This window comes from Microbulbifer sp. ABF4_148 (assembly GCF_056158985.1).
The window spans coordinates 927128-952859 of sequence record NZ_JBSWUI010000001.1 but is presented as its reverse complement, the minus strand read 5'-3'; the positions used below and the strand labels follow the sequence as shown (position 1 = coordinate 952859).

Here is a 25732-nt window from a genome sequence, read left to right as displayed (position 1 = left end):
ATCACTTAACTTAAATTTATTTATTCCGTCTTTTATGACCTTTCCTGCGGGGCAATAATCAGCCTATACCACTGCGGCGATCGCCCCTGCGACGCCGGCAGACATAACAACCGGAAAGGTGGAACCCCACATGAGTGACAAGTTTGCGGGCCTGAGCCCCGACCAGCTGGACGCCCACTGGATGGCGTTTACCGGCAATCGCCAGTTCAAGAAAGACCCGCGCATGATGGTGAGCGCCGAAGGCCGCTACTACACCGATGCCGAGGGGCGCCGCATCTTTGACGGCCTGTCCGGCCTGTGGACCTGTGGCGCGGGCCACAGTCACCCGCTGATCAACGAAGCCGTGGCCAAACAGGTGAAGGAGCTGGATTACTCGCCGGCGTTCCAGTTCGGACACCCCAAGGCTTTCGAGCTGGCCAACAAGGTGGTCGAGTTTATGCCCGAGGGGCTGAACCGCGTGTTCTTTACCGGCTCCGGTTCCGAGTCGGTGGAAACCGCCCTGAAGATTGCCCGGGGTTACTGGCGCAAACTGGGCCAGCCGGAAAAGACCCGCTTTATTGGCCGTGCGAAAGGCTACCACGGGGTGAACTGGGGCGGCATCAGCGTGGGCGGCATTGCCCCCAACCGCGCGCTTTACGGCCAGGGTATCGAGGCGGCGCACCTGCCCCATACCGTACTGCCACAGAATGGGTTCTCCAGGGGCATGCCCGAGGAAGGCGCGCATCTGGCGGACGAACTGGAAACCATGATCGCCACCTACGATGCGTCCACTATTGCCGCGGTGATCGTCGAGCCGATGGCGGGCTCTGCCGGCGTACTGCCGCCGCCCAAAGGCTACCTGCCGCGTCTGCGCGAGATCTGCACCAAGCACAATATCCTGCTGATTTTTGATGAAGTGATTACCGGCTTTGGCCGCATGGGCGCCAATACCGGTGCGGAAGAATTTGGTGCGATCCCGGATATCATGACCACCGCCAAGCAGCTCACCAACGGTGTCGTGCCGATGGGCGCGGTAATTTCCCGTCAGGATATTTACGATACCTTTATGGAAAAAGGCGGCCCGGAGTACCTGCTGGAGCTGCCCCATGGTTACACCTATTCCGCACATCCGCTGGCGTGTGCCGCCGGCCTCGCTTCGCTGGAAATCCTGCAGCAGGAAGCGCTGCCCCAGCGCGTCAAACAATTTAGCCCATTGTTTGAGGAATCCCTGCACGGCCTCAATGGCTGCGAACATGTGACCGATATCCGCAATTACGGATTTGCCGGTGCGCTCACCCTGCAAGCCAAAGACGGGCAGCCGCTGCTGCGTCCGTTCGAGGTGGCCATGAAAATGTGGGAAAAAGGTTTCTACGTGCGCTACGGTGGCGACACCGTGCAGCTGGGCCTGCCGTTTACCACCGAGCCGGAAGAGATCGACCGCCTGATCAATGCGCTGGGCGAGTCCCTGAACGAAACCGAATAAACAGAATATTTAACGAGATTGTTGTTATGACCAAAGTAGTTGGCCACTTTATCGGTGGTGAAATGATTGAAGACACCGCCCGCACCCAGGACGTGTACAACCCGTCTACGGGCGAAGCGGAAAAACAGGTGGCCCTGGCTTCTGTAAAAACCACCGAAGACGCGATTGCCGCTGCCGAAGCCGCCTTCCCGGCGTGGCGCAATACGCCGGCGATCAAACGCGCGCGCATTATGTTCCGCTTCAAGGAACTTCTGGAGCAGCACGCCGACCGCATCTGCGAACTGATCGGTGAAGAGCACGGCAAGATTTCCCACGACGCCGCCGGTGAACTGCAGCGCGGCATCGAGAACGTCGAATTTGCCTGCGGCGCGCCGGAACTGCTGAAGGGCGAGCACAGCCGCAATGTGGGCCCGGGCATCGATGCCTGGAGCGAATTCCAGCCGCTGGGCGTGGTGGCCGGCATTACCCCGTTCAACTTCCCGGCCATGGTCCCCATGTGGATGTTCCCACTGGCACTGGTCTGCGGCAACACCTTTGTATTGAAGCCGTCCGAGCGCGATCCGTCCTCCACTCTGTACATCGCCCAGCTGCTGCAGGAAGCCGGTCTGCCCGACGGCGTACTGAACGTAGTGAACGGTGACAAGCAGGCGGTGGACGTACTGCTGACCGACGAGCGCGTCAAAGCGGTCAGCTTTGTGGGCTCCACCCCTATTGCCGAATATATCTATGCAACGGCCAACGCCAACGGCAAGCGCTGCCAGGCCCTCGGTGGTGCCAAGAACCACGCGATCGTGATGCCCGACGCGGACATGGACAACGCGGTCAACCAGCTGCTGGGTGCGGCCTTTGGTTCTTCCGGCGAGCGCTGCATGGCACTGTCGGTTGCCGTCGCCGTGGGCGATCAGGCGGCCGATGCGCTGGTGGAAAAAATGTCTGCGGCCATGAAGGACCTGACCGTTGGAGCCTACAGCAACAGCAACAACGACTTTGGCCCGGTAATCACTGCGGCCCACAAAGAAAAAGTACAGGGCTTTATCACCAGCGGTGAGCAGCAGGGAGCCAGCGTGGTCGTGGACGGGCGTAATCCCTCCGTCGAAGGCTACGAGAACGGTTTCTTTGTCGGCGCCACGCTGATGGATCGGGTGACCCCGGAAATGGACAGCTACAAGGCCGAGATTTTCGGTCCGGTACTGCAGGTCGTGCGTGTCGACACCATGGAAGAAGCCATGCAGCTAATCAACGACCACGAGTACGGCAACGGCACCTGCATCTTTACCCGTGACGGCGAAGCCGCGCGCTACTTCTCTGACCACATCCAGGTGGGCATGGTCGGTATCAACGTACCGCTGCCGGTGCCGGTGGCCTATCACAGCTTCGGCGGCTGGAAGCGTTCCCTGTTCGGTGACCTGCATGCCTACGGTCCGGACGGTGTGCGCTTCTACACCAAGCGCAAAACCATTACACAACGCTGGCCATCCAGTGGTGTACGGGAAGGCGTCTCGATGTCTTTCCCATCCTGAGACCTGTTTCTGGAGACTCCCAAAACTCTGAAGGCAAGGCGGCCTGACCCGGCTGCCAAGCCCGCTTAAGGAACCAGGTTTCAGACGCTTGAGCCGACTCTTCCACCCTGTAAGAGTCGGCTTTTTTGTGCCTGCAGAAAATAGCGGGGTGCGCGCGGTGCCCCGCTACTTGAGTCACACCGACAGCACGTCGCTTCGTGTAATTTGGTGTGCCTGAAGAATGAGAACTATGCCCAGAAACGATCGCCCTGACCCACCATTCCCCCAAACCTCCGCTCGCCATTCATGTCAAAGCTGTCTTTATAGCCGCGGGCAAAAAATATAGCTCTGATACCATTTCGTCGCGAAAAAAAACATTCACATAGAAAATGGGGATTCTTCTAGTGTTAAGAAAAATAGTGCTTCTCGCGTCCGTCAGTTAGATGGCAGCGTGCTCGGTCACGCCTTATGAAAACTTCGACGCCAATGCGGTTCAAGGCAAGCAATCGATGAAGCTTGTCTCGCAAGTCCAGCAGGAAGAGATGGTCAAAGAGTTCGTGCCTTCGAACACAGCCAGCAGTACCGGCGGTCAGTTTGGCCTGGTGGGTGCCCTTGTAGGCTCAGCCATCGATGCTTCTGTGAATAATTCTCGTGCAAAAGATGCAGAAGAAGCGGTGGAAGCTTACCGCAATGCTCTGATTGATATGAACGTACGCGAGATGTTGTACACCGAGGCTGCCAACAATGCACATCGCCTTGATTGGATTGCCGAAATCAATCCCGTGCAGGAACAGTTTGAAAAGAATACCAAAACCAAAGACTACGTCTCCCGGGCGGAAGAAGATTTGGTCCTGCTGGTGAACAGTAACTACAGCATCAAGCCGGGCTCCCAGGTGATCGAGTTCGCTGCCAACTACGCACTGTATGACAAGGCGGCTCTTGCCAAGTCTGGCAAATCAAAAGCGGAGCCGGTTTACAGTAACTCCGCCATCGTGCAATCGTACCCGCATAACGCCAGCGTTCGCCGCCTGACGAAGGAAGAGAAAGAAGCCAGACGCGCAGAACTTACCGAGCGGTATCCGACTGAGGGGAGCTATTCCTCATCGACCCTCAAGCGCAACAAGAAAAGTCTCGCCAAGGCAATGGCCAAACTCGATACAGAGACCACAAACGTCGCGAGCTATGACGCAGAAGGCAGTATTTGGCTGGCCAACGATGCCCAGTTCCTGCGCGAGGAAGTGACCGGAGCACCCCCCCTGTTGGTAGATATGATCATCAAGGACTTAACTGGCGAATACGCCCTTCCCGCTGTTGCCGAAGGGGAGAAGCGTAAGGTACCAACCGAGCCGCAGGTACTTGAGGAATCAGAAAATGGCATGGTCATTACCCGTCAACCGAACGGCGTACTGTTGTCCAAGCATCGTGATGCGCCTTTGTATACCCTGTTTGGCACCGTATTCTGATGAATAGCCATGCCAACTATGCGCGGGCATTGCTCGCCGGAGTAGTGCTGGGCCTGACCGCCTGCACTACTCAGGGGAGCAATACGGTAATCGGAAGCGGTCCGTTGCCATTGGTTGAGCCATCTACGACAGAAATCGATGCGGAAAAGGCCGGCTGCCCAGCGACTATTTCCATTGTCGACAGCAGCACCAAGGCGATCCCGCTGAATGAGCTCGACGAGGACCTGGTGCGCCTTGCCGCTGAGCAGGTACTCGCTGACCTCGGCCCGGAAATTGTCCGGGATGAGCAGGGTATCGAAAGCGAGATGCATATAGATATCAAACGTGCTTATGTACATGGGCTCGCAACCTCAAAATCTGCAGTTGTCGTACTCTCGGTCAGCAGCAAGGACTCACAAGAGTCCACTTTTTACCGTGGCAGATCGGTTGGCGTGAACTGGGCCGGCTCTTCCGGTGAATTTACCAATTCAATCAGAAGAGCGATGCGCGAGGCACTCAAGCCCCTTACGTATCAGCTTTCGAGAAACTGCGCCGCGTAAAAAGCTGCAGGTTTCTGCCATAAAATATTCCCGGCCCTGCCGGGAATATTTTTTTCAAAACCAGCCAACCGATGAGGCCCAACCGATGCCACTGACCCCGTTTCACCTCGCCATTCAGGTCCGCGATATTGATGAAGCGCGGGATTTCTATGGCAACAAGATGGGACTGGCGGAAGGCCGTAGTTCCGAACAGTGGATTGACTGGAACCTGTTTGGCCACCAGCTGGTGACCCACCTGAACCCCTCTATTGGCAAAGACGGCAAGGTACCGGCGATTGCCAATCACGTAGACGGCCACGGTGTGCCAGTGCCGCACTTCGGCGTGATCATGGACTTCGGTGACTGGGAACTGTTTGCCCAGCGGGCACGTGGTTTTGTAGAAGAGTTTGTTATCGAACCCTATGTACGCTTCGCCGGCCAGTCCGGTGAACAGGGTACGCTGTTCTTTATGGATCCCAGTGGCAATGCACTGGAGTTCAAAGGCTTCCGCGATATTGAGCGCGAGCTGTTTGCCAGCTAAGTAGCACTGAACGTCTGACGATCCAAGGCTAGCGCTTCACGGGAATCGGCCACAGTAGACGGGTATGGGCCTTGTACTGCTGGTAGCCCGGCTCCTGGCCCCAGCGCGCATCTGCGCGCTGTTCCAGCATGGGCACACCGCTGATATAGCGCAGCAATACGTAAACAAATACCGGTGAAATCAGAGCCAACCACTGACTGCCCTGCAGCACCGGGACCGCAATCAGGGCAACACCGGTCCACAGTAAAATCTCACCGGCATAGTTGGGGTGTCGCGACCAGGACCACAGCCCTTCATTGATGAACTGTCCACGATTTTTGGGGTTCGCCTTGAAGCGGGATTTTTGTGTATCGGCGGTTACCTCAATAGCCATCCCCAGCACCCACAGCGCCGTGCCGGCTGCGGCCCAGATGCCCAGTGGCTGTGTATTTTCACTGGTCAGCACCACCAGCGCACAGGCAGCGGTCAGACTGACCCATAGCCCCTGCAGAGTCCACACCATCAGGAAACGAATAAACGACGGCTTGATTGCGTCGAAGCGACCGTCTTTGCCATCTTTATGAATACGGGTGAACAAGAATGATCCCAGGCGCAGGGCCCACAAGCTGACCAGTACCGCTACCAGCACTCCACGTACAGACACCTGTGGATTCAGCAACAACGGCAGCAACACAACACTGAGGTAACTCAGGCTACCGGTGAGGTCAAAAAACTTTTCCGTCTGCGCCAGGTAGGAGGGAATAAAGACCAGCCACTGAATGACAAAGGCGAGTGCAAACATCCACATCACCAGCGGCACGCCGGCCACGACAACGCTATGGGAAGACAGCGCGATTGCCAGGCCTACGGCCAGTGCAACAATGACCGGTAATGCCACTGCGGAAACTTTTTCTGCCTTGTTCATAACGCTCCCTAATCAATCGTGTCCGTCTGCAGGCTGTTACTCCAGCACGATCAAATTAGATCACTCATTGAACCCGCAGACACATTGAGAATAGAAGTTTCAGGCGGATTCCGCCTCACGCAGTTTTCGCCGCTGCTTCATCCAGGTGGACTGCTGCTTGAGTACCCGTTTGCTGGCCTCGAAGACGGACAGGTCACGATCCGGCTTACCCTGCTGCCCAATGGCCTCGAGCTGACTATAAAACCAGTACTGCAACGAGAAACCAGATAGGGAACGCATCACACTGCCGCGGTTGAGAAATTGCAGCCAGCTCGGCAGCAGCGCGACGGTATCTTCAAAACGCTCCAGGGTTTCCTCGCCAGCCAACAGGCGGGCGGGCGCATCCGGCACCACGCACAGGGGGCGGCCCAGGCCTATCATGTCCGCCGCGCCGCTGGCAATCGCATGCTCCATAACCGCGCGCTGCCGGAAACCACCGGTGACCATCAGCGGGATCGTGATTTTTTCCTGCATCGCCATGGCGAATTCGACAAAGTAGGCTTCCCGCTGTGCGGTGGATTCCGCTACATTTTGTTTTTCCTCAGCCTCGATTCCCTGAATACCCAGCAGCTTGGGTTGCTCATAAGTACCGCCGGAAATTTCGATCAGATCGACGCCCGCCTGCTCCAACCACTGGGCTACCTGCAGACTCTCTTCGAAGGCGAAGCCGCCTTTCTGGAAGTCGGCACTATTGAGCTTAACCGCCAAAGGCACTGACGAACCAATCGCGCTACGTACCGCGGAGATAATTTCCAGTAAAAAACGCGCGCGATTTTCCAGCGAACCGCCATAGTGATCTTTGCGCACATTACTGCGCGGGCTGAGGAACTGGGACACGAGATACCCATGGGCAGCGTGCACCTGCACGCCGGTAAAGCCCGCCTCGCTGACCGCTTTTGCCGCCGAGGCAAAGCGTCGTACGATTTCTTCAATCTCTGCAGTGGTGAGGGGCTCGGGCTGTCCGAACTGGCCACCGGGTAGATTGACCTTGATCGCCGAAGGTGCCCTGGGTGTGGGATTCACGAGCTTCTGGGTCTGGCGACCCGCGTGACTCAGCTGTGCCCAGAAGTGATTGCCGTTACGGGTCGCCGCCGCAGCCCATTCGGCCAGTGCGACGCCCATCGCGGCATCGGGTTCACGATCGAGAATCACATTGCCGGGGCGTTCCAGATGATCACCATCTACCTGAATGTTGCCCGACAGCAACAGGCCAGCGCCGCCATCGGACCAGACGCCATAGAGTCGCGCCAGCTCTGGCGTGGGCAAACCGTCCGGTCTCGCCAGTCCTTCGGTCATGGCGGCCTTGCACAGGCGATTGGGGATCACCGCCCCGCAGGGCAGGGTCAACGGCTGGGACAGGCAATTGTTCACTGTTGAGACTCCGGGGTTATTCAGGATCCACTGGCTCATGCTGCCACGTCTATGGCGCGGTGCAACCGTTTCGGGTTGCTATTGATCATCCGCCGGCCGCACGATGGCTCGGCACACAGTGTTCAACACAGCCATTTCACCCAGCGACTGCGAGCCTGCCGTATCGGCCGGACCGATAGGGCCCTGCACGAAAGACCGCGACCCCATGGGTAAACTGGCAACAAGGTTATTACTTACTTACGGTGCAGCACCCATGAAAGTTCACACCCCGCTTCGCGCCCTGCTCCCGGCCCTGCTCTGGCTTTCCGCCTGCTCTGAAGTCATCGAACCACCGAAGAGCAATCGTGCGGATGTCGATTCCTTTCCGCCCATCACTATTGCGGCAGACGACAAACCCTATAAGTTTAAGGAGGGCGAGGGTGCCTACCGGGTGCACTTCAACTACACCGGCGACAACTGGACCCATGCGGATGTTGCGGCGATTCGCGTCGATACGGACAAGCCCATCGCCATTCTGCCCATGCAGTACACGGCGCCTGGCGGCATGATGCATGGAGCGGTGGTCAACGAGAAACCCACCGGACAGCAGTGGAACCTGATCACCCAGGAAGAGATGGCGATTCGCCTGCGCGAGCGCGGCTTTGTGGTGTTTACCCCCACCATTACCCAGTACGGTGAAGATCTGCCCGGCTATCAGGCCTTCGAGCATTTCATCGCGGGCCTGCATAAGGGTAATCCCAACGTACAAACCGTCTTGCTCACCGCGGATGCACACAACCCCAATGCGCAGAACCCGCTCCCCGGTGCGCAGATGCTGGTCACCGGTAACAATCCACGCAACGAAGCATGGGAAGCGCTGATCCAGCGCCATATCGCTCCGTTTTATCAACAGGTCGGCCTGGGTAACCGCGGTGCGCGCGTACGCGGTGGTGCGTCGGATCAGGAAGGCTCTTCACTCGCCTGGCATCCGTTGATCGAACGCGCGGCAGAGTACGGCCCTACTGTGTCCATCCTGGAAGTCTCCCGCGCAATCGACATTGTGGAACAAGCGGGCTCGATCGAGGCCGGCCGTGAGTGGGCAGCGCCATTGTTTGATGCGCTTGCAGATGCGATGCAGGAGTGGGCTACCAGTCAAGCTCAAAACTCAGTGGCGAAAAAAACATTCGACGCCAAATAAATGCGAACCACCGCAGGCCAGAGAGGTTCGGTTTTCCACATGATGATCCATTGATACAGTGGTCAGGTTTTTGCCTAAAACGGATCACCAGTAAGCGATAATAATCAGGGAATGATAGCCATGTTTTCAGTATCTCGCAGAAGGGTTGTACTCACCGCAAGCGTCGCCCTTCTCTCATTGCTCGCCAGCATCGCCTCTGCTGGCAATATCAAACCGGATGTCAAACAACTGGACCTGTATTTTGATGCCCTCGAGCAGAACCAGCGCTGGCAAGGCTCGGTGGCTCTCCTGGTGGATGGCAAGCTGGCCTATCAGCGTGACCTGACACTAGCTCAATCCGGTGATACTTCACCAACCTATCGGGTGGGTTCAATTTCCAAGAGCCTTGTCAGTACGCTGGTTATGCAACAGGTCGAAGCTGGAAACCTGTCCCTGGATGCCACCCTCGACAGCTGGTATCCGAAGATCCGCAATGCAGACAAAATTACGATCACCCAGTTACTGAACCACCGCAGTGGCATTGCCAACTATACGGATCAGGCAACATATCTTCAGCAGAGCAAATCTGCCACCTCTCACCAGCAGATGCTGGACTTGTTCCAGTCCCTTGCCAGTGAGTTTGAGCCAGGCAGCGAACACCGCTACAGCAATACCAATTATTATTTGCTCGCCCTGGTACTGGAAAAGGTGTCCGGCAGCGCTTATGCAGATCTGATCCAAAGCAATATCGTAAAGCCAGGTAAGCTCGAGCAGCTTCAGGCCAGCGGCCCGACTACACCATCGTTAATCTGGAGTGATCGCTGGCAAGAGATGCCGATCACAGATGCAAGCTGGACATTCGGTGCCGGAGACATCACTGCATCAGCTAGGGATATTGCGCACTTTTATCACAGCTTGCTCAATGCAAAGCTACTTTCTCAGGCGAGTATCGAGGCGATGAAACCTGTAGAGGACAACTATGGATTTGGCCTTATTTCAATTCCTTACAATGATCGCATAGGTTTTGGGCATGGCGGTCGGATTGACAACTTTAACGCAAGCGCAGCCTACTTCCCGGATGGAGCGGTAACAATCACCGTGTTGGAAAACGGTAGCCGTTCGATCATCAACAATGATGTGGTCATTGCGATGCTGGCGGCCGCCTACGGGGATCCAATTCAGATCCCCCAGTTCGCAACGGAAGAAGAGATCGCCAATGCATCGGCTTTGATCGATAGATACACCGGCCTCTACACCAGTGATGAGTTCCCTCTGGATCTGACACTGTTCATCGAAAACAGGCAGCTGTTCGGTCAGGCAACCGGCCAGGGCCCCTTCCCTCTGACACCAATGAGCGATACAGACTTTGAGTTTCCCGCTGCGGGCATTGTGATTCGTTTTTCTGAAAATGCACTGCTACTGGAGCAGGGCCCTATCAAGGTTAACTTCGAGCGAAAAAGCGACTGAACTAACTGCCGACAGTGATACCCCGATCAGCAAACTCGCTGATCGGGAGCAGTTTTAGCGACCGTACAATGCCCGGCGAAGTGCAATCAGCAACGGCGGGATCAGTAACCAGCCGAGCTCCCAAATCAGCGGACTGATAAAAGCCAGGCCGATGGTCAGCAATGCCGTCAGCGGTTCAATGCTTGAGTTTCTCGCTACCTGATGTTTTTGTTTCTCGTCCAATGCCGGGTTGGCATAGCCTTTCCGGCACGCATATTTCCACCCTGCCAGACCGATCACTCCGGCCATTGCCAGGCAAACACTTTGCCCCACCGTGGAAGAGACGCTGGTCAGGTCGGGATCGGCGATGGCGAAAAACAGATAGAGCCCGACCACCACCAGCTGTAACAGGACCAATGAGGTATGCAGGCCATCGGAGCGCTCTACCGGGCCGAGTAATTTATGCGTCAGATTCCAGTTCACCAGCGTCAGGCCGACGGCAATCACGAGTCGCAGTAATAACTGTGGATCCTCCACCAGCAAACTGAACAGGCCGTAAGGTTTTTCGACCCAGGCCATGTCCTCAGTGGGCGGCAGGTACATGATGAAATTAACGAACAGAACGGCATAGGCGACGTCCAGGAAGGTTTCGAGTCGTCTGAGTCGACAGCGCTGGATCGATACCTGTGCAACGTCTGTAGTAGCCATCCGGGAGACTCCATCTTCTAGAGTCTTCCAGACTAGCAGTTAGGGCGGGATGGAAGGTGGTGACGCCCGAATAGAGACGACAGGAGAAGCTTGCGCTCTATTCGGGCAGAACAACCCTACGCTTTGGTCAGCGTGTCAGCTGCACATTGTCGACTTGTAGTACTACACCGTTCTGGTTTCCCACGCCGGGTGAAATCACAAACGGGGTATTAACTTGTGTAAGGTTCAGTCCGCCATTTTCCAGTTCCATCAGCGGAATCTGGTAGTGGGTCCAGGTGTCTTTTACCGGGTAGGCGAGTAGATAATCGCCGGACGTACACGGCCAGGTACAGTCGGCACGAAATACCAGCGAGGCGGCAAAGCTGTCCGCGGGTTCGGTCACCAGTTTCAGGTCAAATTCCACATAGGTATAGCCGCTCAGATCGTGCCCGGTGGGCGACTGGAAAAAGCCAATCCCGTCATCAGTCGCGTAGCTGAGCTGCCCGACCGTACCGTAATTCCCACCGACATCCAGTGTCTCAACTTCTACGCTGCCGGTGCCTGCGTAGGTACCCCAGGCGTAGGGGGCCTGCGCCGCACCATCAAAAATCAGCAGGGTGTTACCGCTGTCGTCCGGTGCGGTGGGAGGTGTGTGGCCCGGGTTCTGCTCATAGTCGTTGTCGCGGGTCGCGCAACCAGCTCCGGTGTCACGATCTTCCGTACACTGGTAAACGCGCACGAAGTCGACCTGCATCTCCTGCGGGAAAGCACTCTCGTCAATGCCGGTATCGTTGACGTTGGCCGCCCAATTGCCACCGACAGCCAGGTTCATGATCAGGTGGAAGTGCTCGTTGAAAGGTGCATCCGGATCATCCAGCGCCGCAGAGGAATACCAGCCATCACTGGTCTGGGTCGCATAATGGTCGCCATCGACATACCAGCGGATTTCACCCTGCTCCCACTCGATTGCATAGGTATGGAAATCGTCTGCCGGATTGGCGCCGCCGGGGAGGCGATACTCAACACCGGAATAAACGTTGCCCGGCCAGGGACCACCATAGTGCAGGGTGCCATGCACGCGGTCTTCACCGCCTACCTTGAGGTTGACCGCCTCCACGATATCGATTTCGCCGGAGCTGGCCCAGGCACCGTGCACCCAGTCACTGGGCAGCATCCAGATGGCCGGCCAGGTGCCCTGCCCCTGGGGCATCTTTGCGCGAATTTCAAAGCGACCATAAGTCCAGTCGCCTTTGTCGAGTGAGCGCAAGCGCGCCGAACTGTAGGTACCGCTACCGCTGGTGTCATTGGGATCGTAGCCATCCTGCCCTTCCGCAACGGCCGGGCCAGTCAGGTCCTCGCGAATGGCCTTGATGTGCAGCAGGCCGTCAGCGACCCAGGAATTCGCAGCACTGTCGACATAACACTGGGCTTCGTTGTTACCGCCACCCCAGCAGTTGCGTTCATGGGACCAGCGGTCGGTATCGATGGAATCGCCATCGAATTCATCGGACCACACCAGGCAATAGCCACTCGCCTGCGGATCTTCCTGACACCAGTCGGGCGCATCAGGTACCGGATCTGGATCCGGTACAACCGCCACCTCATCATTGGCAGAACCACCGCCGGAACCGCCACCACAGGCCGTCAGGGAAAGGGCCAACAATGTGCCCGCAAACAACATCCATCTTTTTTGGTCTTTATCCGTCATTCTCTCTTCCATTTTTGTGTTGTCGTTATTGTTGTTATTGATCGCCGCAGACTGGACTTCTCTATTCGTCATAGGTCAGGCCGAATCCAAAGGGAAACAGCGGATCATAATTTTCGTCGCCTTTATTCATCGGTATCTGATCAAGATGTTTCGGCCAGGTTACCGGTAGCTTGCCGACCGCCGGCCGATCACCGAAGAGAACATCTGCCACGCCGGCACCCTCGCTGCCTGGCAACCAGGCCGCGACCGCAGCCTGCCAATGGGGTATCTCATCGGCGATCATCAGCGGACGACCGGAGACCACCAATACAACCATCGGCACCCCGCTGGCCTTTACGCGCTTGAGCATTGCGATCTGCTGTTCAGGCAAAGTGATGGGCAGACATTTCTCACAGGGTGCTGGACGGTAATCACCCATGCCTTCGGCATAGGGCTCCTCGCCGACAACGACCACGGCCACGTCGTGCCCTTCGGCCCCTTCACCCGCTGCGCTGTAGGTCACTTCACCAGTGGCGGCCTGCTGGATGCCCTCGAGAATGCTGGTGCCGCGAGTAATGGGGCCGCGCTTGCCCTGCCATTCGATAGTCCAACCACCGGACTGCAGGCCAATGTCGTTGGCGTGATCACCGGCAACAAAGACTTTCGCCTGTTTATCCAGCGGCAGCAGGTTGTTCTGATTTTTTAGCAGGACCTGGGATTCCGCCACAGCCTGACGTGCCAGTGCGCGGTGGTCCGGGTGGCCAATCAAACTGTCGGCTTCAGGAGAACTCGCCAGCGGTGCAATCGGCTGATCCATCAGGCCCGCACGATATTTGATGGTGAGGATGCGGGTTACCGCATCATCGATGCGACTCATGGGTACTTCACCGGCTTCCACGGCCGCGGTCAGGTCGGTAATAAATTCACGCCATTTTTCCGGCTCCATGACCATGTCGAGACCGGCATTGATAGAACGCACCACTCGTTCGCGATTGGTCTCCGCGGGGATTTCACTCAGCGCGGACCAGTCGGAAATGGTAAAGCCATCAAAGCCGAGCTCTTCCTTCAGGGTATCGGTCACCAGGCCTTTGTGTTCATGCAGCTTGGTGCCGTTGACGCTGCTGTAGGACACCATCACGGTGCCGACATCGGCACTTAACGCCGGTAGGTAGGGCGCAATATGCAGACGACGCAAGTCTTCTGCACTGAGCTGTGTATCACCGCGGTCAATGGCATAGCCCTCATCGCCGGTGCCATAAGTGGTGCCGCCATCAGCGACCCAGTGTTTGGCGGTGGCGACAATCTTGTTGGACTTGAGGGTGTCGCCATCGAGACTGTTGCCTTGCAAGCCCTCTACAAACGGACCGGCGAACGAGGCAACCAGTTCCGGATCTTCGCCAAAACATTCATAGGCGCGGCCCCAGCGATCATCCCTGGCTACGCACAGGGTCGGTGCAAAGGTCCAGTGAATACCGGTTGCGGCGACTTCCTTTGCCGTGGCCGCAGCAATGTCACCGACGAGCTGCGGATTGCGGGTTGCACCCAGCCCGACGTTGTGCGGGAAAATCGTCGCGTCTTTGACATTGCTGTGGCCATGTACCGCATCGGTGCCATAAATAATCGGAATGCCCAGTCGGGTCTCACTGGCCGCCTGCTGGTAATCGCCAATCATTTCTACCCAGTCGCTGCGGCGGTTTTCGCCAGGGATGGATCCGCCCCCGTTGAGAATCGAACCGAGAAAATAGGTTTTTACGTCCTCGGGCGTTGCAAACTTGCGCTCCGCCTGGGTCATCTGCCCGACCTTTTCCGCCAGCGTCATCTGGCTGACCAGCGCAGCCACCTTCTCCTCGACGGAGCGATTATCTTCCATCGCCTCTTGAGCAGGGGTTTGCGTGCTGTCGACAACCGAGGAAGCCGGTTGTTGATCCGCCAGGAAAAAGACGCCAGCAGAAACCAGCGCGAGCGCAGATAGCCCCAACAGGGCCGATTGGGTTTTATTCACGATTCTCTCCACGCGATGCGTCGCGCTGTTATTGTTTAGTCTTCGTTATCGAGCGCAGCAATTTTTCTCTGCGTTGCAACCGCGAGGTCACGCACGTATTGCAGCAATGTGGACGAGTGAAGGGAGACATCCATGTTCGCGGGAACAGGTTCGACCAGCCAGTAAGTGCGCCAGTCGAGAGACGCACCCCTGGCAAGTGGCCGCGCAGCACTCTGCACTTCCAGTTCCAGATACGGGTGTCGGTCACTCAGATAGAGTTCGATATCGCCCTCGTTGGTGGCCATCTGCTCGACAGCCACCGGAGGATAGAGTTTGAGGTACAGGTGCGCCGCATCCACATACGCCAGCCACCCCTCACTGCCATTGGCGATCACCTTGCCTTCACGTAAAGGCGCAGCGGGATCAAGCGGCAACCACAGCACATCATTCTCAACGCTTACGTCCATGCTTCCACGGACGATTTCGACGCTGCCTTTGGTAACCGGTGCAAACGCAATACCACGGTTGGCAACGCGACTAATCTGCCAGGCAGCAAGTTCCGGAAAATCCTGATCAGCAGTAACGCGGTAGTCGAGTTGCAGTAGTCGGTCGCCAGCGAAACGAATAGATTTTTCCACCGTAGCGCCCGCGCCGGAGTCACTGGCCATACGCACGGACCGGGGCGTCTGCTCCAGCAACTGATAGGCCGCGGAATCATGCGCAACTACGGGCGGCCATTCCCAGATCGCCTGCGGGCTCAGCCAGAACGTGGACCCGAAATTATTCGCGTCGACCTCAGGACCACTGAGGAACTGATGCTCGCCCAGCCACAAACCCGTCAGACGTCCGCCATATTGTGGGTCGACCGATACCGCCAGCTCTCCCTGGCGGAGGGTCAGTTCGTGCCCGTTTTCTGCTGGCGGGCTGGCGCGTTCACAGCCAGCCACACCCAACAGCGCCGTCCCGATAATCGCTACCGTCGCGACGCTAATACGCCACGACCTGTTTGTGGCGTTCATCGAGTTAGCCTTCGCAAGTAATGGCAGCGTTGGCGGCCACACCCGGTACGTATTTAACGTTGGCAACGGACAGCTGCAGCGCACCCTCACTGGCAAAACCGATGGCGCTGGAGACGCGACTGAAGTCTGCGCCTTTCTCGGCGAAGCACTGCAGGTCGATGGAGATGTTCGACCAGTTACCCGGCTCCAGTTCGGCGAGTGCTGACTGCAGCGGCAGCTCTGCGACACAGTCTTCACCACAGTCGATACGAGCGCTTACCGGCAGTTCCGGTTTGCGGTCGACACGCACATCGAAGGTCAGTGCCGCGCCCTCTTTGATGTAGCGGCTCAGGTCCTGCGGCTGTTCTGCACCCAGTTGTACGGTACCCGGACGCAGGCCCTTAAACTCGAGCAGGCGCGCATCTTCCTGCGACTCCATATCGATAGAGGCAACGGTAATGTTTTCGTCGGCACCGCTGGTCGCGCGGTTACCGGTGACAGCCACCAGCCCTTCGGCGTCGGCGATAAACAGATCCCAAGGCGCACGCGGACGCGACACCATCAGCCAGGCATCTTCCAGCGCGCCGTCGGCGTAGGTCTCACCGTCTTCGGTGAGGGTATTGCTTACGATGGACTCGTCAGCGGCAGCCAGGCCATAGCCCAGCTCGAACAGCGGCTCGTAGCCAGCGTGATACGGATTCAGGACCGCCTGATGCACATACTCCGGCCAGCTGAACGGCAGGGTCCCGGTGAAGTCATGCTGTACGGCGCCATCGGCGTCGGTAAACAGTACATCCGCAACACCGGCGCCTTCAGAGCCCGGCAGCCAGGCTGCCACAAACGCATCGGAGGCATTCAGCTCCTTGTTCACCCACAGCGGACGACCGGACAGGAACACGCTGACCACAGGCACCCCTTCGGCACGCAGCTTCTTCAGCAGCGCCAGGTCTTTCTTGCTACCGAGCTGATATTCGATGCTGGCAAGGTCGCCATGCCATTCGGCATAGGGCTCTTCACCGAACACGACAATCGCGACGTCTGGCTTGTCGGCATCCGCAAAGGTGTCGGCATCAAACTCGCCTTTTTCACTGAGTACCACTGTGCCGCCTGCAGCGCTGACCGCGGACTCGATACCTTCAAAGATCGAAGTGGCACCGGGGAAATCTTCGCGGGTGTTACCAGTGCCCTGCCAGGAAATGGTCCAGCCACCGGACTGCTTGGACAGGTTATCGGCACCATCACCGGCGACGAGGATATTCTGACCGGGCTTGAGCGGCAGCAACTTGTCGTTGTTTTTCAGCAGCACCAACGACTTGCGCACGGCTTCGCGCGCCAGCGCACGATGGTCGTCATTACCGAGGATGCCATCTTTGCCCGCCAGCGGTCGCTCATGCTCAAACAGGCCCGCACGGATTTTCACGCGCAGTACGCGACGCACGGCGTCTTCGAGACGCTCCGGCAGGATCTCACCACTCTTGGCCTGGGCGAGGGTGTTTTTGTACAGCTTTTTCCAGTCGGACGGAACCATAAACATATCGAGGCCGGCGTTGATCGCGGCTGCACAGCTGTCGACCGTACAACCCGGGACAAAGCGGTGTCCGTTCCAGTCACCAACGACAAAACCATCGAAGCCAAGGCGCTCTTTCAAAACGTCATTGAGCAGATACTTGTGGCCGTGCAGACGGTCACCGTTCCAGCTGTTGAAGGAAGCCATCACCGTCTGCACGCCGGCCGGCAACGCACTCAGGTATCCGGCAGCGTGGACTTCGGCCAATTCTTTTTCCGGTACCCGGTTGTCGCCGCGGTCGATACCGCGCTCGGTTCCGCCATCACCCACAAAGTGCTTGGCAGTCGCCACCAGGTTTTCGCCACGCAGGAAATCCCCATCGGTCTTTTCACCCTGCAGGCCTTTTACCATGGCTTCGGCATAGGCTTTTACAATGGCGGGGTCTTCGGAATAGCTCTCGTAGGTACGGCCCCAGCGATCATCGCGCACAACGGCGATGGTGGGCGCAAAGGTCCAGTCAACACCGGTGACCGCCACTTCACGGGCAGTGGCTTCACCAATTCGGCGGATCAGTTCGGGATCGCGTGCGGCACCCAGGCCAATGTTATGCGGGAACAGCGTGGCACCAACGATATTGTTGTGGCCATGCACCGCGTCGCTGCCCCAAATAATCGGAATGGCAACGCCGCCATCACTGGTATCCATGGAAGCGGCGAAAAACGCCTCTGACAGCGCCAGCCAGTCCTGCGGGGTAGAGAACTTGTTGTTGTTCGGATAAGTACCGCCGCCGTTCAGTACGGAACCAATGTGATATTTCTTCACATCTTCCGGCGTGATGTATTTGATCTCAGCCTGAATCAGCTGACCGACCTTTTCTTCCATCGACATCTGCGCCATCAACTCGGTGATCCGCGCTTCGAGATCCGGGTCGACCGCGAGGGCCGGAGCGATTTCAGGCCACACAGAGATATCCGTGGCCTGAGCAGTTGCAGTGGTTTCAGACTCTGACGACATGGCAGTCTCGGACTCCTGAACCTCGCGCTCGCAGCCCGCGAGCATAGCGCTGCAAATCAGCACGCTGGCGGTCACCTTGTTAGTCAATTTCATCATCTCTCTCCTGATTTTTATCTTTCTCGGCCGAGGTACGCCGCAGCCCCGCTGAGGGCTGGAAACGGATGGCGTACCAGATAGACCGGCAGGTTATTCAAGTAGTCGGACATCACGCCCTTGGCGCACATCCGCTGTTCAAACTGGCTTTCACGCAAGAGCGGCTCAACGCGCGGCAGAATGCCACCACCCAGGTACACGCCGCCGCGCGCCCCCAACTTCAGGACCACATCACCACAAAAACTGCCCAGCAAATCACAGAACATCAAGATGGTATCCTGCGCGAGACGGTGGCGCCCACCCAGCGCCGCCACGCTGATATCGGCGGCAGAATCTCCTGCCGGCGCCTGGTCACGCACTGCGGCAAGCCCGCGGTGGATATTTTCGATCCCGCGACCGCTCAGTAGATGCTCGGCGGAAACATGCTCGAAGTCGCGACGCAGGAACTGCAGCAACGCAAACTCCTCGTCGGTTACCGGTGCAAGGGCAGAGTGGCCACCCTCTCCGGGCAGTGCCTGCCAGCCTTCACCCTCTGGCAGCAGACCGCAGACGCCCAAGCCTGTGCCGGGGCCCACCACGGCGCGTGGCGCACTCTCGGCCACTTCAGAATCCGTCCAGGACGCAGAGCCCAATCGGGTCATATAAGCGGGATCGAGTACCGGGCAGCTGAGTGCCAGTGCGGCAAAGTCGTTGATGACCTCGAAGCGGTTATAGCCGAAGGTCGCGCCCACCTTGCGCTTGGAAAACTCCCACGACAGGTTGGTCACGGAGACCGTATCACCCTCGGTGGGACCGGCAATCGCAACACAGGCGTCTCGCACCGCCGCACGCTTACTCTCTGCCAGGCCGTCCAGATAGGCGCCGACCGCCTGCTCAATGGAGCCGTACTCCGCACAGGACAAGGTTTGGATATCTTCCACGCGCCCCGCGCCACTGGCTGCAGCAAGGCCAAAGCGCGCATTGGTGCCGCCGATATCGGCGACGAGGTGCCAGTGGGGATGATCTGATCCGGTTTCCTGCAGGTGCATCGATTACTCCATCTGTTGCTCGCCTTGCAGCATCCTCATAGGAAAGCCATCCCAGCTAGGTCGAGCCAATTCTCTGCGCCGCATTTTTCGGTCGCAAAGATTCGAAATTCAATCAGCCTGACAAAATGCAATATCAGGCACAAGGGAACAACAGAACCCCGCTCAATTGTCGGCAGGAGGGATTAATTTTTGGCTAAGCGGGAAGCGCGCTCAGACTGCGCGATACACCCAGGCAAGATGCCCCCGTCATGCGACCCTGTTGCGAAGCAAAGGAGAAAAAGCACCGTAATAAACGATGTAGCAATAGCACAATAGAGGTACACAGAAAGACCACTGTATCCCGGCCGCATCGGCGAGCATTCCCTGCATCAACGGGACAACGGCCCCGCCAACAATTGCCATACACAGCACGCCGGAGCCCTGACTGGCAAAACGCCCGAGCCCACCCAATGCGAGACTGAAAATGGTTGGGAACATAATGGAGTTGCACAAACCAACCGCAAGAATCGCCCATACGGCAACCATGCCACTCGAAAGCATGGCTACAGTGATTAATACAGTGGCAAAAAATCCGCAGACAGCGAGCAGTACTCCTGCACGAACATAGCGCAGTAATGCCGCACCGATGAAGCGACCGACCATAGCGCCAGCCCAATAGTAAGAAACATAGCGCGCAGCGACAGCCGCCTCCATATTCGCAACGCTAGGCTCACCAAAGAAGTTCACCAGGAAACTGCCGATCGCGACTTCCGCGCCCACATAGACAAAAATGCCTACCGCACCCAGAGTGAGACGCGGGAAACGCAGAATCTGGAATCGACCTGAAACTTCACCATCCACGCCTTCATCTGGCTCTGCCTGCTCCCTGACCGTCGGCAGTCGCACCCAGGCAAAAAATGCCACCATTACCAGCAGTACAACCGCCAGCCAGAAATAGGGCTTTTCTACCAGCGCAGCCTCATGGGCCCTGAATGCCAGTAAACCGGCTTCGGTGGAAACATCAGGGCCGATATAGACCGCAGAAAAGATGACGAGACTACCGAATACCGGCGCAAGCGTTGTGCCCAGAGAGTTGAATGCCTGAGTCATGTTCAGACGACTGGGGGCTGTTCGGCTATCACCGAGCGCAATCACATACGGGTTGGCGGAAACCTGTAGAACAGTGATGCCCGCCGCGAGGATGAACAGACCAAACAGGAAGATCGCATATACCTGCATTCGTGCCGCCGGGATAAAGACCAGACATCCGGCGCAGGCGATCAGCAAACCCAGCACCAGACCAAGTTGGTATCCCACACGCTTGATCAGCATTCCCGCGGGAATGGACACGATGAAATAGGCTGCGAAGAAGCTAATCTGGACGAAGCTCGCGCCAGTGTAGCTCAGATCAAAAACGTTCTTTAAATGGGGAACAAGAATATCGTTGAGACTGGTGATAAATCCCCAGATGAAAAACAGGGACGTGAGCACGACCAGACTGATGCGCGGGCTCACCGCCGCCGCGCCAGTATTGGGTACCCCTGCAGCGACTGCTGCCTGGCCTGTCTCTGCTACAAACTCTTTCATGGGTGATTCGCCAGCCCTGCTGGTCGTATTATTCTCGCCAGATCGATCCGGCACATCCCGACATCTGGCTTCGGCATCACGAAACTCGTAACCCGAAATCCGTCAATCCTACCTCTCCGCCAAGCCAAACCTCCAGTGAGCGCCTGGGCTTGCACGTATTTTGCCCGACAATAGCACAGCCGCCCGGTAGCAGCAGAGCCGTAGCCGGCAACGCTCACGATAAACGGGACTGAATGCACGGCGGACAGGATGATCGGGGCAGAGCCCGGCTCCCCCGCGCACCACGCCGCGCGTAAAGTTTGACCAATGTAGACGGGACGGTCCGAAAGCACGATAACCCGGACATCTGGTCATACGGGTTGCTAGCCTAACTTTTCGCCAGCCGTTAGTATCATGACAATACCGCGCTACAACATAATCACAGCGGTCAGAACGATGATACAAGCGATGACACTCGGCAGATGATGCCGTCCAGCACCCAACCTTACCCCAGCGATTCCGCGGACCTTCAATCGCCGCGGTGGTTCTGGAAATTACAGCTCATATGTTGGCTGGGGATCGTTGCGACCACCTTTCTCTCCCTCGGTTTCTGGGATTCCACCGCAGAGTGGCCACACTTTGAGCCTTTCAACACCATGTTCCAATGTGGTGTCGGATTCCTGCTCTCCCTGTTGCTCAAGCCTATTTTTGACGTGGCCTGGGAAACGCCGCTGGCATTGAGAACGTTTATCTATCTAGTGGGTGTTGGCATCGTTGCCGGCATCTGGACCCTGGTGAGGATGGAGACCTATATCCACCTGACCGGGGAGCATTCGATATGGTCTGAATTTGCCGGCTGGTACTATGCGTCGCTTTTCGTTTTTTTGTTCTGGAGCGCCCTGTATTGCGGGGTAAAGTATTCTCTTTTGCTGCGCCATGAGCATGACAAGGTACTCGATGCTGCGGCCCTCAGCGAGAGAGAGCAGGTTCGCCGACTGCACGCGGAAGCAGTCGCCAAGGAAGCGCAACTGAAAATGCTGCGCTATCAGCTCAATCCCCATTTCCTGTTCAACACCCTGAACTCCATCAACGCGCTCATCCGCTTCGACCAGTCAAGTGAAGCCCGCGATATGGTGGTGCGTCTGAGCCAGTTCCTGCGTCATTCCCTGACAGAAGACCCGGTCAAGAAAGTTAGCCTGGAACAGGAAATCAGCGCGGTGTTACTGTACCTGGAGATTGAAAAGACGCGCTTCGCCGATCGCCTCAAGGTCAAGCTGGACATTGAAGAAGGCACGCGTGAAGCGCTCGTTCCGAGCATGCTGCTACAGCCACTCGCCGAGAATGCGGTGAAATATGCAATTGCGCTCAGCGAATCTGGCGGCACGATCAAGATTCGCGCCCGTCATGAGGCGCAACGCCTGCGCCTGCAGATGTGTGACTCAGGCAGCTCCACTGACCGGATCACACGGGACGAGGACAGCCCGGCTTCGACCGGAGTGGGGCTGGCCAATATCCGCGAGCGACTCTCCACTCTGTATGCGGACGAATATGATCTGACCCAAACCCGTAAAGAAAGCGGAGGCATGCTGGTCAGCATCGAGCTGCCCTTTGAGCGCGACAATAATCACGATTTCAGCACTCGCAGCCATAGCCAGCGAGAGGTAATAACATGACAACACTCAAGGTCGTTCTGGTCGATGACGAACCCCTCGCTCTTCGCTTGATGCAAACCATGCTGGAAGACTTGCCCGGCATTGAGATTGTGGCGACCTGCCGCAATGGGCGTGAAGCGTTAAGTGCTGTCGCCCGGCATACTCCCGACCTGTTGTTTCTCGATGTACAGATGCCCGGCATGAATGGCTTTGAGACCGTGCGCAGGCTGCAGGGGGATACGATTCCGCTCGTTATTTTTGCCACCGCCTATGACCACTATGCGATCGAGGCCTTTGAGGTGCATGCTGTCGACTATGTGCTCAAGCCGATTGAGACGGAGCGGCTGCAGCTTGCGGTCGATCGGGCACGCACGCGCATTGCCCAGCAGGTTGCCGGTACGCTGGACGGCCCCAATGGTGATAAAGCGCGCCTGATGGCCTCTCTTGACGCAATGAATCCGGAAAGCAAGGCGCAAGTCAGCCAGGGTACTGAGGGACCGGGAAAGCTAGCGATCAAGGATCGCGGACGCATCATCATGCTGAGCCAGTCAGAAGTAGAGTGGATCGATGCCGCGGGCGACTATATGTGCGTTCATGCGAGTGGCGAAACGCACATCATGCGCAGCACCATGAAGGAACTGCAACAACAACTTTGCGCAACGACCTTCAAACGGGTTCATCGCTCCACGTTAGTGAACCTCAACTATATCGATCAGATCAAAGTACTGACCAAGGGTGAGTATTTACTCACGCTGAAGAGCGGCGCAGAGGTTAAGGTGAGCCGCAACTATCGCCAGCCCATCAAGGACTACCTGGATGCCAGCCGTGGCACGGTGACCTCCTGATTCTGCGGACCAACCACCGCTTTCCCAACTCAGTCTAGACAGCGAGCCACCGGCTCGCTCGTCCGAGCCCAATTCTCCCAGCACGCTATTCCGGACAAAAAAAAGCCCGGCTCAAGGCCGGGCGTCCAAGGGAGATACAAGCTCTCAGTGATCAACCTTATGTCCACGGACTCCGTAGAACATGATGTACAGGTAGCAAAGGATCGGCAGGACAAACGCCAGCTGGATGCCGATGCTGTCCGCGAGCACACCTTGCAGCAGCGGCACCAGTGCACCACCGACAATGGCAAGGCAGAGGATCCCGGAACCCTGGCTGGTGAGTGAGCCGAGGCGTGTCAGCGCCAGGCTGAAGATCGTGGGGAACATGACCGAGTTGCACAGACCTACAGCGAGCACTGCCCACATAGCAACCTTGCCGGTGCCGAGGATAGTCACCATCAGCAGAATGCAGGCACCGAGGGAGCATGCCGCAAGCACCTTGCCCGCCGGGACGGAACGCATGACGACGGCACCGATAAAGCGGCCCACCATCGCACCACCCCAGTACAGGGAGACATAGAAGGCGGCTTCCTTTTCAGTAATTCCGGCAATACTGTCTTCGGACAGGAAGTTGACCAGGAAGCTGCCGATGGCAACTTCTGCACCCACGTACAGGAAAATGGCAATCGCACCGAGCAACAGGTGTGGTTTTGACAGGGCCCGGCCGAAGGCAGCCAGATCACTGACATCAGTCGCTGCCGCATGGCTGTCAATTTTCGGCAGCTTCAGGAAAGCAAAGGTAACGGCAAGCGCCGCGAGTGCAGCCGCCAGAATCAGGTAAGGCAGCTCAACCGCTGAGGCGCGCTCGGCGGCAGACAGCGCTTCGCCGGCCGGCTCAGCCACAGCAAGAATCAGGAACGCACCGAAGAAAGGCGCAACCGTTGTACCCAGGGAGTTGAAGGCTTGGGTCATGGTCAGGCGGCTGGCCGCTGTGCGCTCGTCACCCAATGCAGCAACATAGGGGTTTGCCGATACCTGCAGGACGGTAATCCCCGCAGCCAGCACAAACAAAGCGATCAGGAACAGCGCGTATACCTGGATACGGGCCGCAGGAATGAACATCAGGCAGCCAACAACGGCAATCGACAAGCCCACCACGATGCCTCGCTGGTAGCCGAGACGACTGACCAGCCATCCGGCCGGGAGGGAAACCAGGAAGTAAGCACCGAAGAAGCAAAACTGCACCAGCATCGCCTGGGTGTAGTTCAGATCGAAAACGCCCTTGAGGTGCGGGATCAGAATGTCATTGAGACAGGTGATAAACCCCCACATAAAGAACAGCGAGGTCAGTGCGACCAGCGCAAACTGCTGTGTAGACTCGCCCATGTCAGCCCGGCGCGCCGCAGCTGTATCCATATTGGTTCCGAGTGTTGCCATTTTTATATCCTGAGACTTCTTGGTTTTGTTATCGGCAGCAACGGTCGATATCCCTGAAATCGATCTGCCGGTATTTTGCTAGGATCTGTTTTAACACAGCAATAAACCCGCTTTGCCCCATATACGACAAGCGGGTACAAAACAGGGGCAACAAGGAATTAGCGAAACTCGAAGAAGATATTTGCGGTGAGACGACCGGTGGCGGGAGAGGCACCAATATCCTGTACAGGGTCTACCAGAATTGAGTGCAGCAGATTGCCCGGATAAACAGCAAGCCGATGCTGGCGGTAGTCTATCTGGTGGTATAGCTCATATTGCCCTGACGATTTTGTAGGATATCCGGGTGCCGGCTGACCATGCACGGACTGATATTGATCCGCCTTGGCGAAATAATTGTCTACCCGCTCGTCGCCGATGCGCTCATATCCAGTAGGCTGGTGGCGGAAGAACCCAGTTGCACCGAACGTGCCGGGATTCAGGTAAAGAAGTAGCGCGAAAAAATAACGTTCAGAGGTATCGAAATGTGGAATGCGCTGCAAAGCGGATAATGTTTCCGGCGCACGGGTCACCAGAGAAAAACTTCCCTGAATAGGACGCAATCGCCGATCTGCCGGTATCTGGTAAATTCGATAGAGCTGGCGATACACGCCCTGTAAAATTTCCACAACCGCATCCCGAGGCATCCGCGCACGCATTCCCGGATAGAGCGAATCACGATCAGGGCCAAACTCGGCATTGCTGGCAGCCTGTCGCAGGGCAGCAGTAAACCGGGTGACGCCATCGACAACGACAATGGGCGTTCTCTCTTTGCCAATCACATCGATCGACGTCTGCTGCGGCTCCCGGGCAGGTTCACCTTTTTCCATAGCGCCATACGAGG

At 57.3% G+C, this 25732-nt stretch carries 20 protein-coding genes; 9 read left to right on the top strand and 11 right to left on the bottom strand.

Annotation, left to right across the window (positions count from 1 at the left end; translation table 11 throughout):
- Positions 1-130 precede the first annotated feature (130 nt).
- The 5 genes from aptA to ACXAD0_RS04140 all read left to right on the top strand — a co-directional run bounded on the left by aptA (position 131) and on the right by ACXAD0_RS04140 (position 5483).
- Positions 131-1462 (top strand): omega-aminotransferase AptA, encoded by a 1332-nt coding sequence (gene aptA / locus ACXAD0_RS04160; RefSeq protein WP_475087091.1) that lies wholly within the window; start codon positions 131-133, stop codon positions 1460-1462.
- A 26-nt stretch (positions 1463-1488) separates the two neighbouring features.
- Entirely contained in the window at positions 1489-2982 is a 1494-nt protein-coding gene (locus tag ACXAD0_RS04155; protein WP_475087090.1) for a CoA-acylating methylmalonate-semialdehyde dehydrogenase, read from the top strand.
- A gap of 488 nt (positions 2983-3470) precedes the next feature.
- Positions 3471-4424, top strand: a complete 954-nt coding sequence (locus ACXAD0_RS04150; RefSeq protein ID WP_475087089.1) for a hypothetical protein — start codon at positions 3471-3473, stop codon at positions 4422-4424.
- Positions 4424-4963 (top strand): hypothetical protein, encoded by a 540-nt coding sequence (locus ACXAD0_RS04145; RefSeq protein WP_475087087.1) that lies wholly within the window; start codon positions 4424-4426, stop codon positions 4961-4963. Before ACXAD0_RS04150 ends, ACXAD0_RS04145 begins: the two co-directional genes overlap by 1 nt.
- An 85-nt stretch (positions 4964-5048) precedes the next feature.
- Positions 5049-5483, top strand: a complete 435-nt coding sequence (locus ACXAD0_RS04140; RefSeq protein ID WP_475087086.1) for a VOC family protein — start codon at positions 5049-5051, stop codon at positions 5481-5483.
- 28 nt (positions 5484-5511) lie between these two features.
- On the opposite strand, the gene ACXAD0_RS04135 is transcribed toward ACXAD0_RS04140, so the two are convergent.
- Together ACXAD0_RS04135 and ACXAD0_RS04130 are read right to left on the bottom strand one after the other, a co-directional pair.
- Entirely contained in the window at positions 5512-6387 is an 876-nt protein-coding gene (locus ACXAD0_RS04135) for a DUF1295 domain-containing protein (protein ID WP_475087085.1), read from the bottom strand.
- 99 nt (positions 6388-6486) lie between these two features.
- Positions 6487-7836 carry an NADH:flavin oxidoreductase/NADH oxidase family protein gene (locus tag ACXAD0_RS04130; RefSeq protein WP_475087084.1) on the bottom strand — a complete coding sequence of 450 codons (1350 nt, stop codon included), beginning with the start codon at positions 7834-7836 and terminating at the stop codon, positions 6487-6489.
- Positions 7837-8050: 214 nt separating this feature from the next.
- Here ACXAD0_RS04130 and ACXAD0_RS04125 point away from each other — a divergent pair, with 214 nt between their 5' ends.
- A complete protein-coding gene (locus tag ACXAD0_RS04125; RefSeq protein WP_475087083.1) occupies positions 8051-8974 on the top strand; it encodes a hypothetical protein in 924 nt (307 codons plus the stop codon).
- A gap of 120 nt (positions 8975-9094) precedes the next feature.
- Positions 9095-10420: a serine hydrolase domain-containing protein gene (locus tag ACXAD0_RS04120; RefSeq protein ID WP_475087082.1), complete on the top strand. Its 1326-nt coding sequence runs from the start codon at positions 9095-9097 to the stop codon at positions 10418-10420.
- A gap of 54 nt (positions 10421-10474) precedes the next feature.
- Here ACXAD0_RS04120 and ACXAD0_RS04115 read toward each other — a convergent pair whose 3' ends face one another.
- From ACXAD0_RS04115 to ACXAD0_RS04085, 7 genes are all read right to left on the bottom strand, one after another.
- Positions 10475-11107: a hypothetical protein gene (locus ACXAD0_RS04115; protein ID WP_475087081.1), complete on the bottom strand. Its 633-nt coding sequence runs from the start codon at positions 11105-11107 to the stop codon at positions 10475-10477.
- A gap of 127 nt (positions 11108-11234) precedes the next feature.
- Entirely contained in the window at positions 11235-12866 is a 1632-nt protein-coding gene (locus ACXAD0_RS04110) for a family 16 glycosylhydrolase (protein ID WP_475087080.1), read from the bottom strand.
- Positions 12856-14775: a glycoside hydrolase family 3 protein gene (locus ACXAD0_RS04105; protein WP_475087079.1), complete on the bottom strand. Its 1920-nt coding sequence runs from the start codon at positions 14773-14775 to the stop codon at positions 12856-12858. Before ACXAD0_RS04105 ends, ACXAD0_RS04110 begins: the two co-directional genes overlap by 11 nt.
- 35 nt (positions 14776-14810) lie before the next feature.
- Positions 14811-15773: a DUF4380 domain-containing protein gene (locus tag ACXAD0_RS04100; protein ID WP_475087078.1), complete on the bottom strand. Its 963-nt coding sequence runs from the start codon at positions 15771-15773 to the stop codon at positions 14811-14813.
- 4 nt (positions 15774-15777) lie between these two features.
- Complete coding sequence (locus ACXAD0_RS04095) at positions 15778-18366, bottom strand: glycoside hydrolase family 3 protein (protein ID WP_475087077.1); 2589 nt, start codon at positions 18364-18366, stop codon at positions 15778-15780.
- A gap of 17 nt (positions 18367-18383) precedes the next feature.
- A complete protein-coding gene (glk, locus tag ACXAD0_RS04090; RefSeq protein ID WP_475087076.1) occupies positions 18384-19394 on the bottom strand; it encodes a glucokinase in 1011 nt (336 codons plus the stop codon).
- 246 nt (positions 19395-19640) lie between these two features.
- The gene (locus ACXAD0_RS04085) at positions 19641-20960 is read right to left on the bottom strand and encodes a sugar MFS transporter (RefSeq protein ID WP_475087075.1); all 1320 of its coding nucleotides are present in this window, start codon (positions 20958-20960) and stop codon (positions 19641-19643) included.
- A gap of 461 nt (positions 20961-21421) precedes the next feature.
- On the opposite strand from ACXAD0_RS04085, the gene ACXAD0_RS04080 reads away from it, so the two are divergent.
- The gene (locus tag ACXAD0_RS04080; protein ID WP_475087074.1) at positions 21422-22612 is read left to right on the top strand and encodes a sensor histidine kinase; all 1191 of its coding nucleotides are present in this window, start codon (positions 21422-21424) and stop codon (positions 22610-22612) included.
- Positions 22609-23436: a LytR/AlgR family response regulator transcription factor gene (locus ACXAD0_RS04075; RefSeq protein ID WP_475087073.1), complete on the top strand. Its 828-nt coding sequence runs from the start codon at positions 22609-22611 to the stop codon at positions 23434-23436. The genes ACXAD0_RS04080 and ACXAD0_RS04075 overlap by 4 nt, the downstream gene beginning before the upstream one ends.
- 144 nt (positions 23437-23580) lie before the next feature.
- On the opposite strand, the gene ACXAD0_RS04070 is transcribed toward ACXAD0_RS04075, so the two are convergent.
- Positions 23581-24852, bottom strand: coding sequence for a sugar MFS transporter (locus ACXAD0_RS04070; protein WP_475087072.1), 1272 nt, complete (start codon positions 24850-24852; stop codon positions 23581-23583).
- 158 nt (positions 24853-25010) lie between these two features.
- On the bottom strand, positions 25011-25718 hold the full coding sequence (locus ACXAD0_RS04065; protein ID WP_475087071.1) for a DUF6445 family protein: 708 nt from the start codon (positions 25716-25718) through the stop codon (positions 25011-25013).
- Positions 25719-25732: the final 14 nt, after the last annotated feature.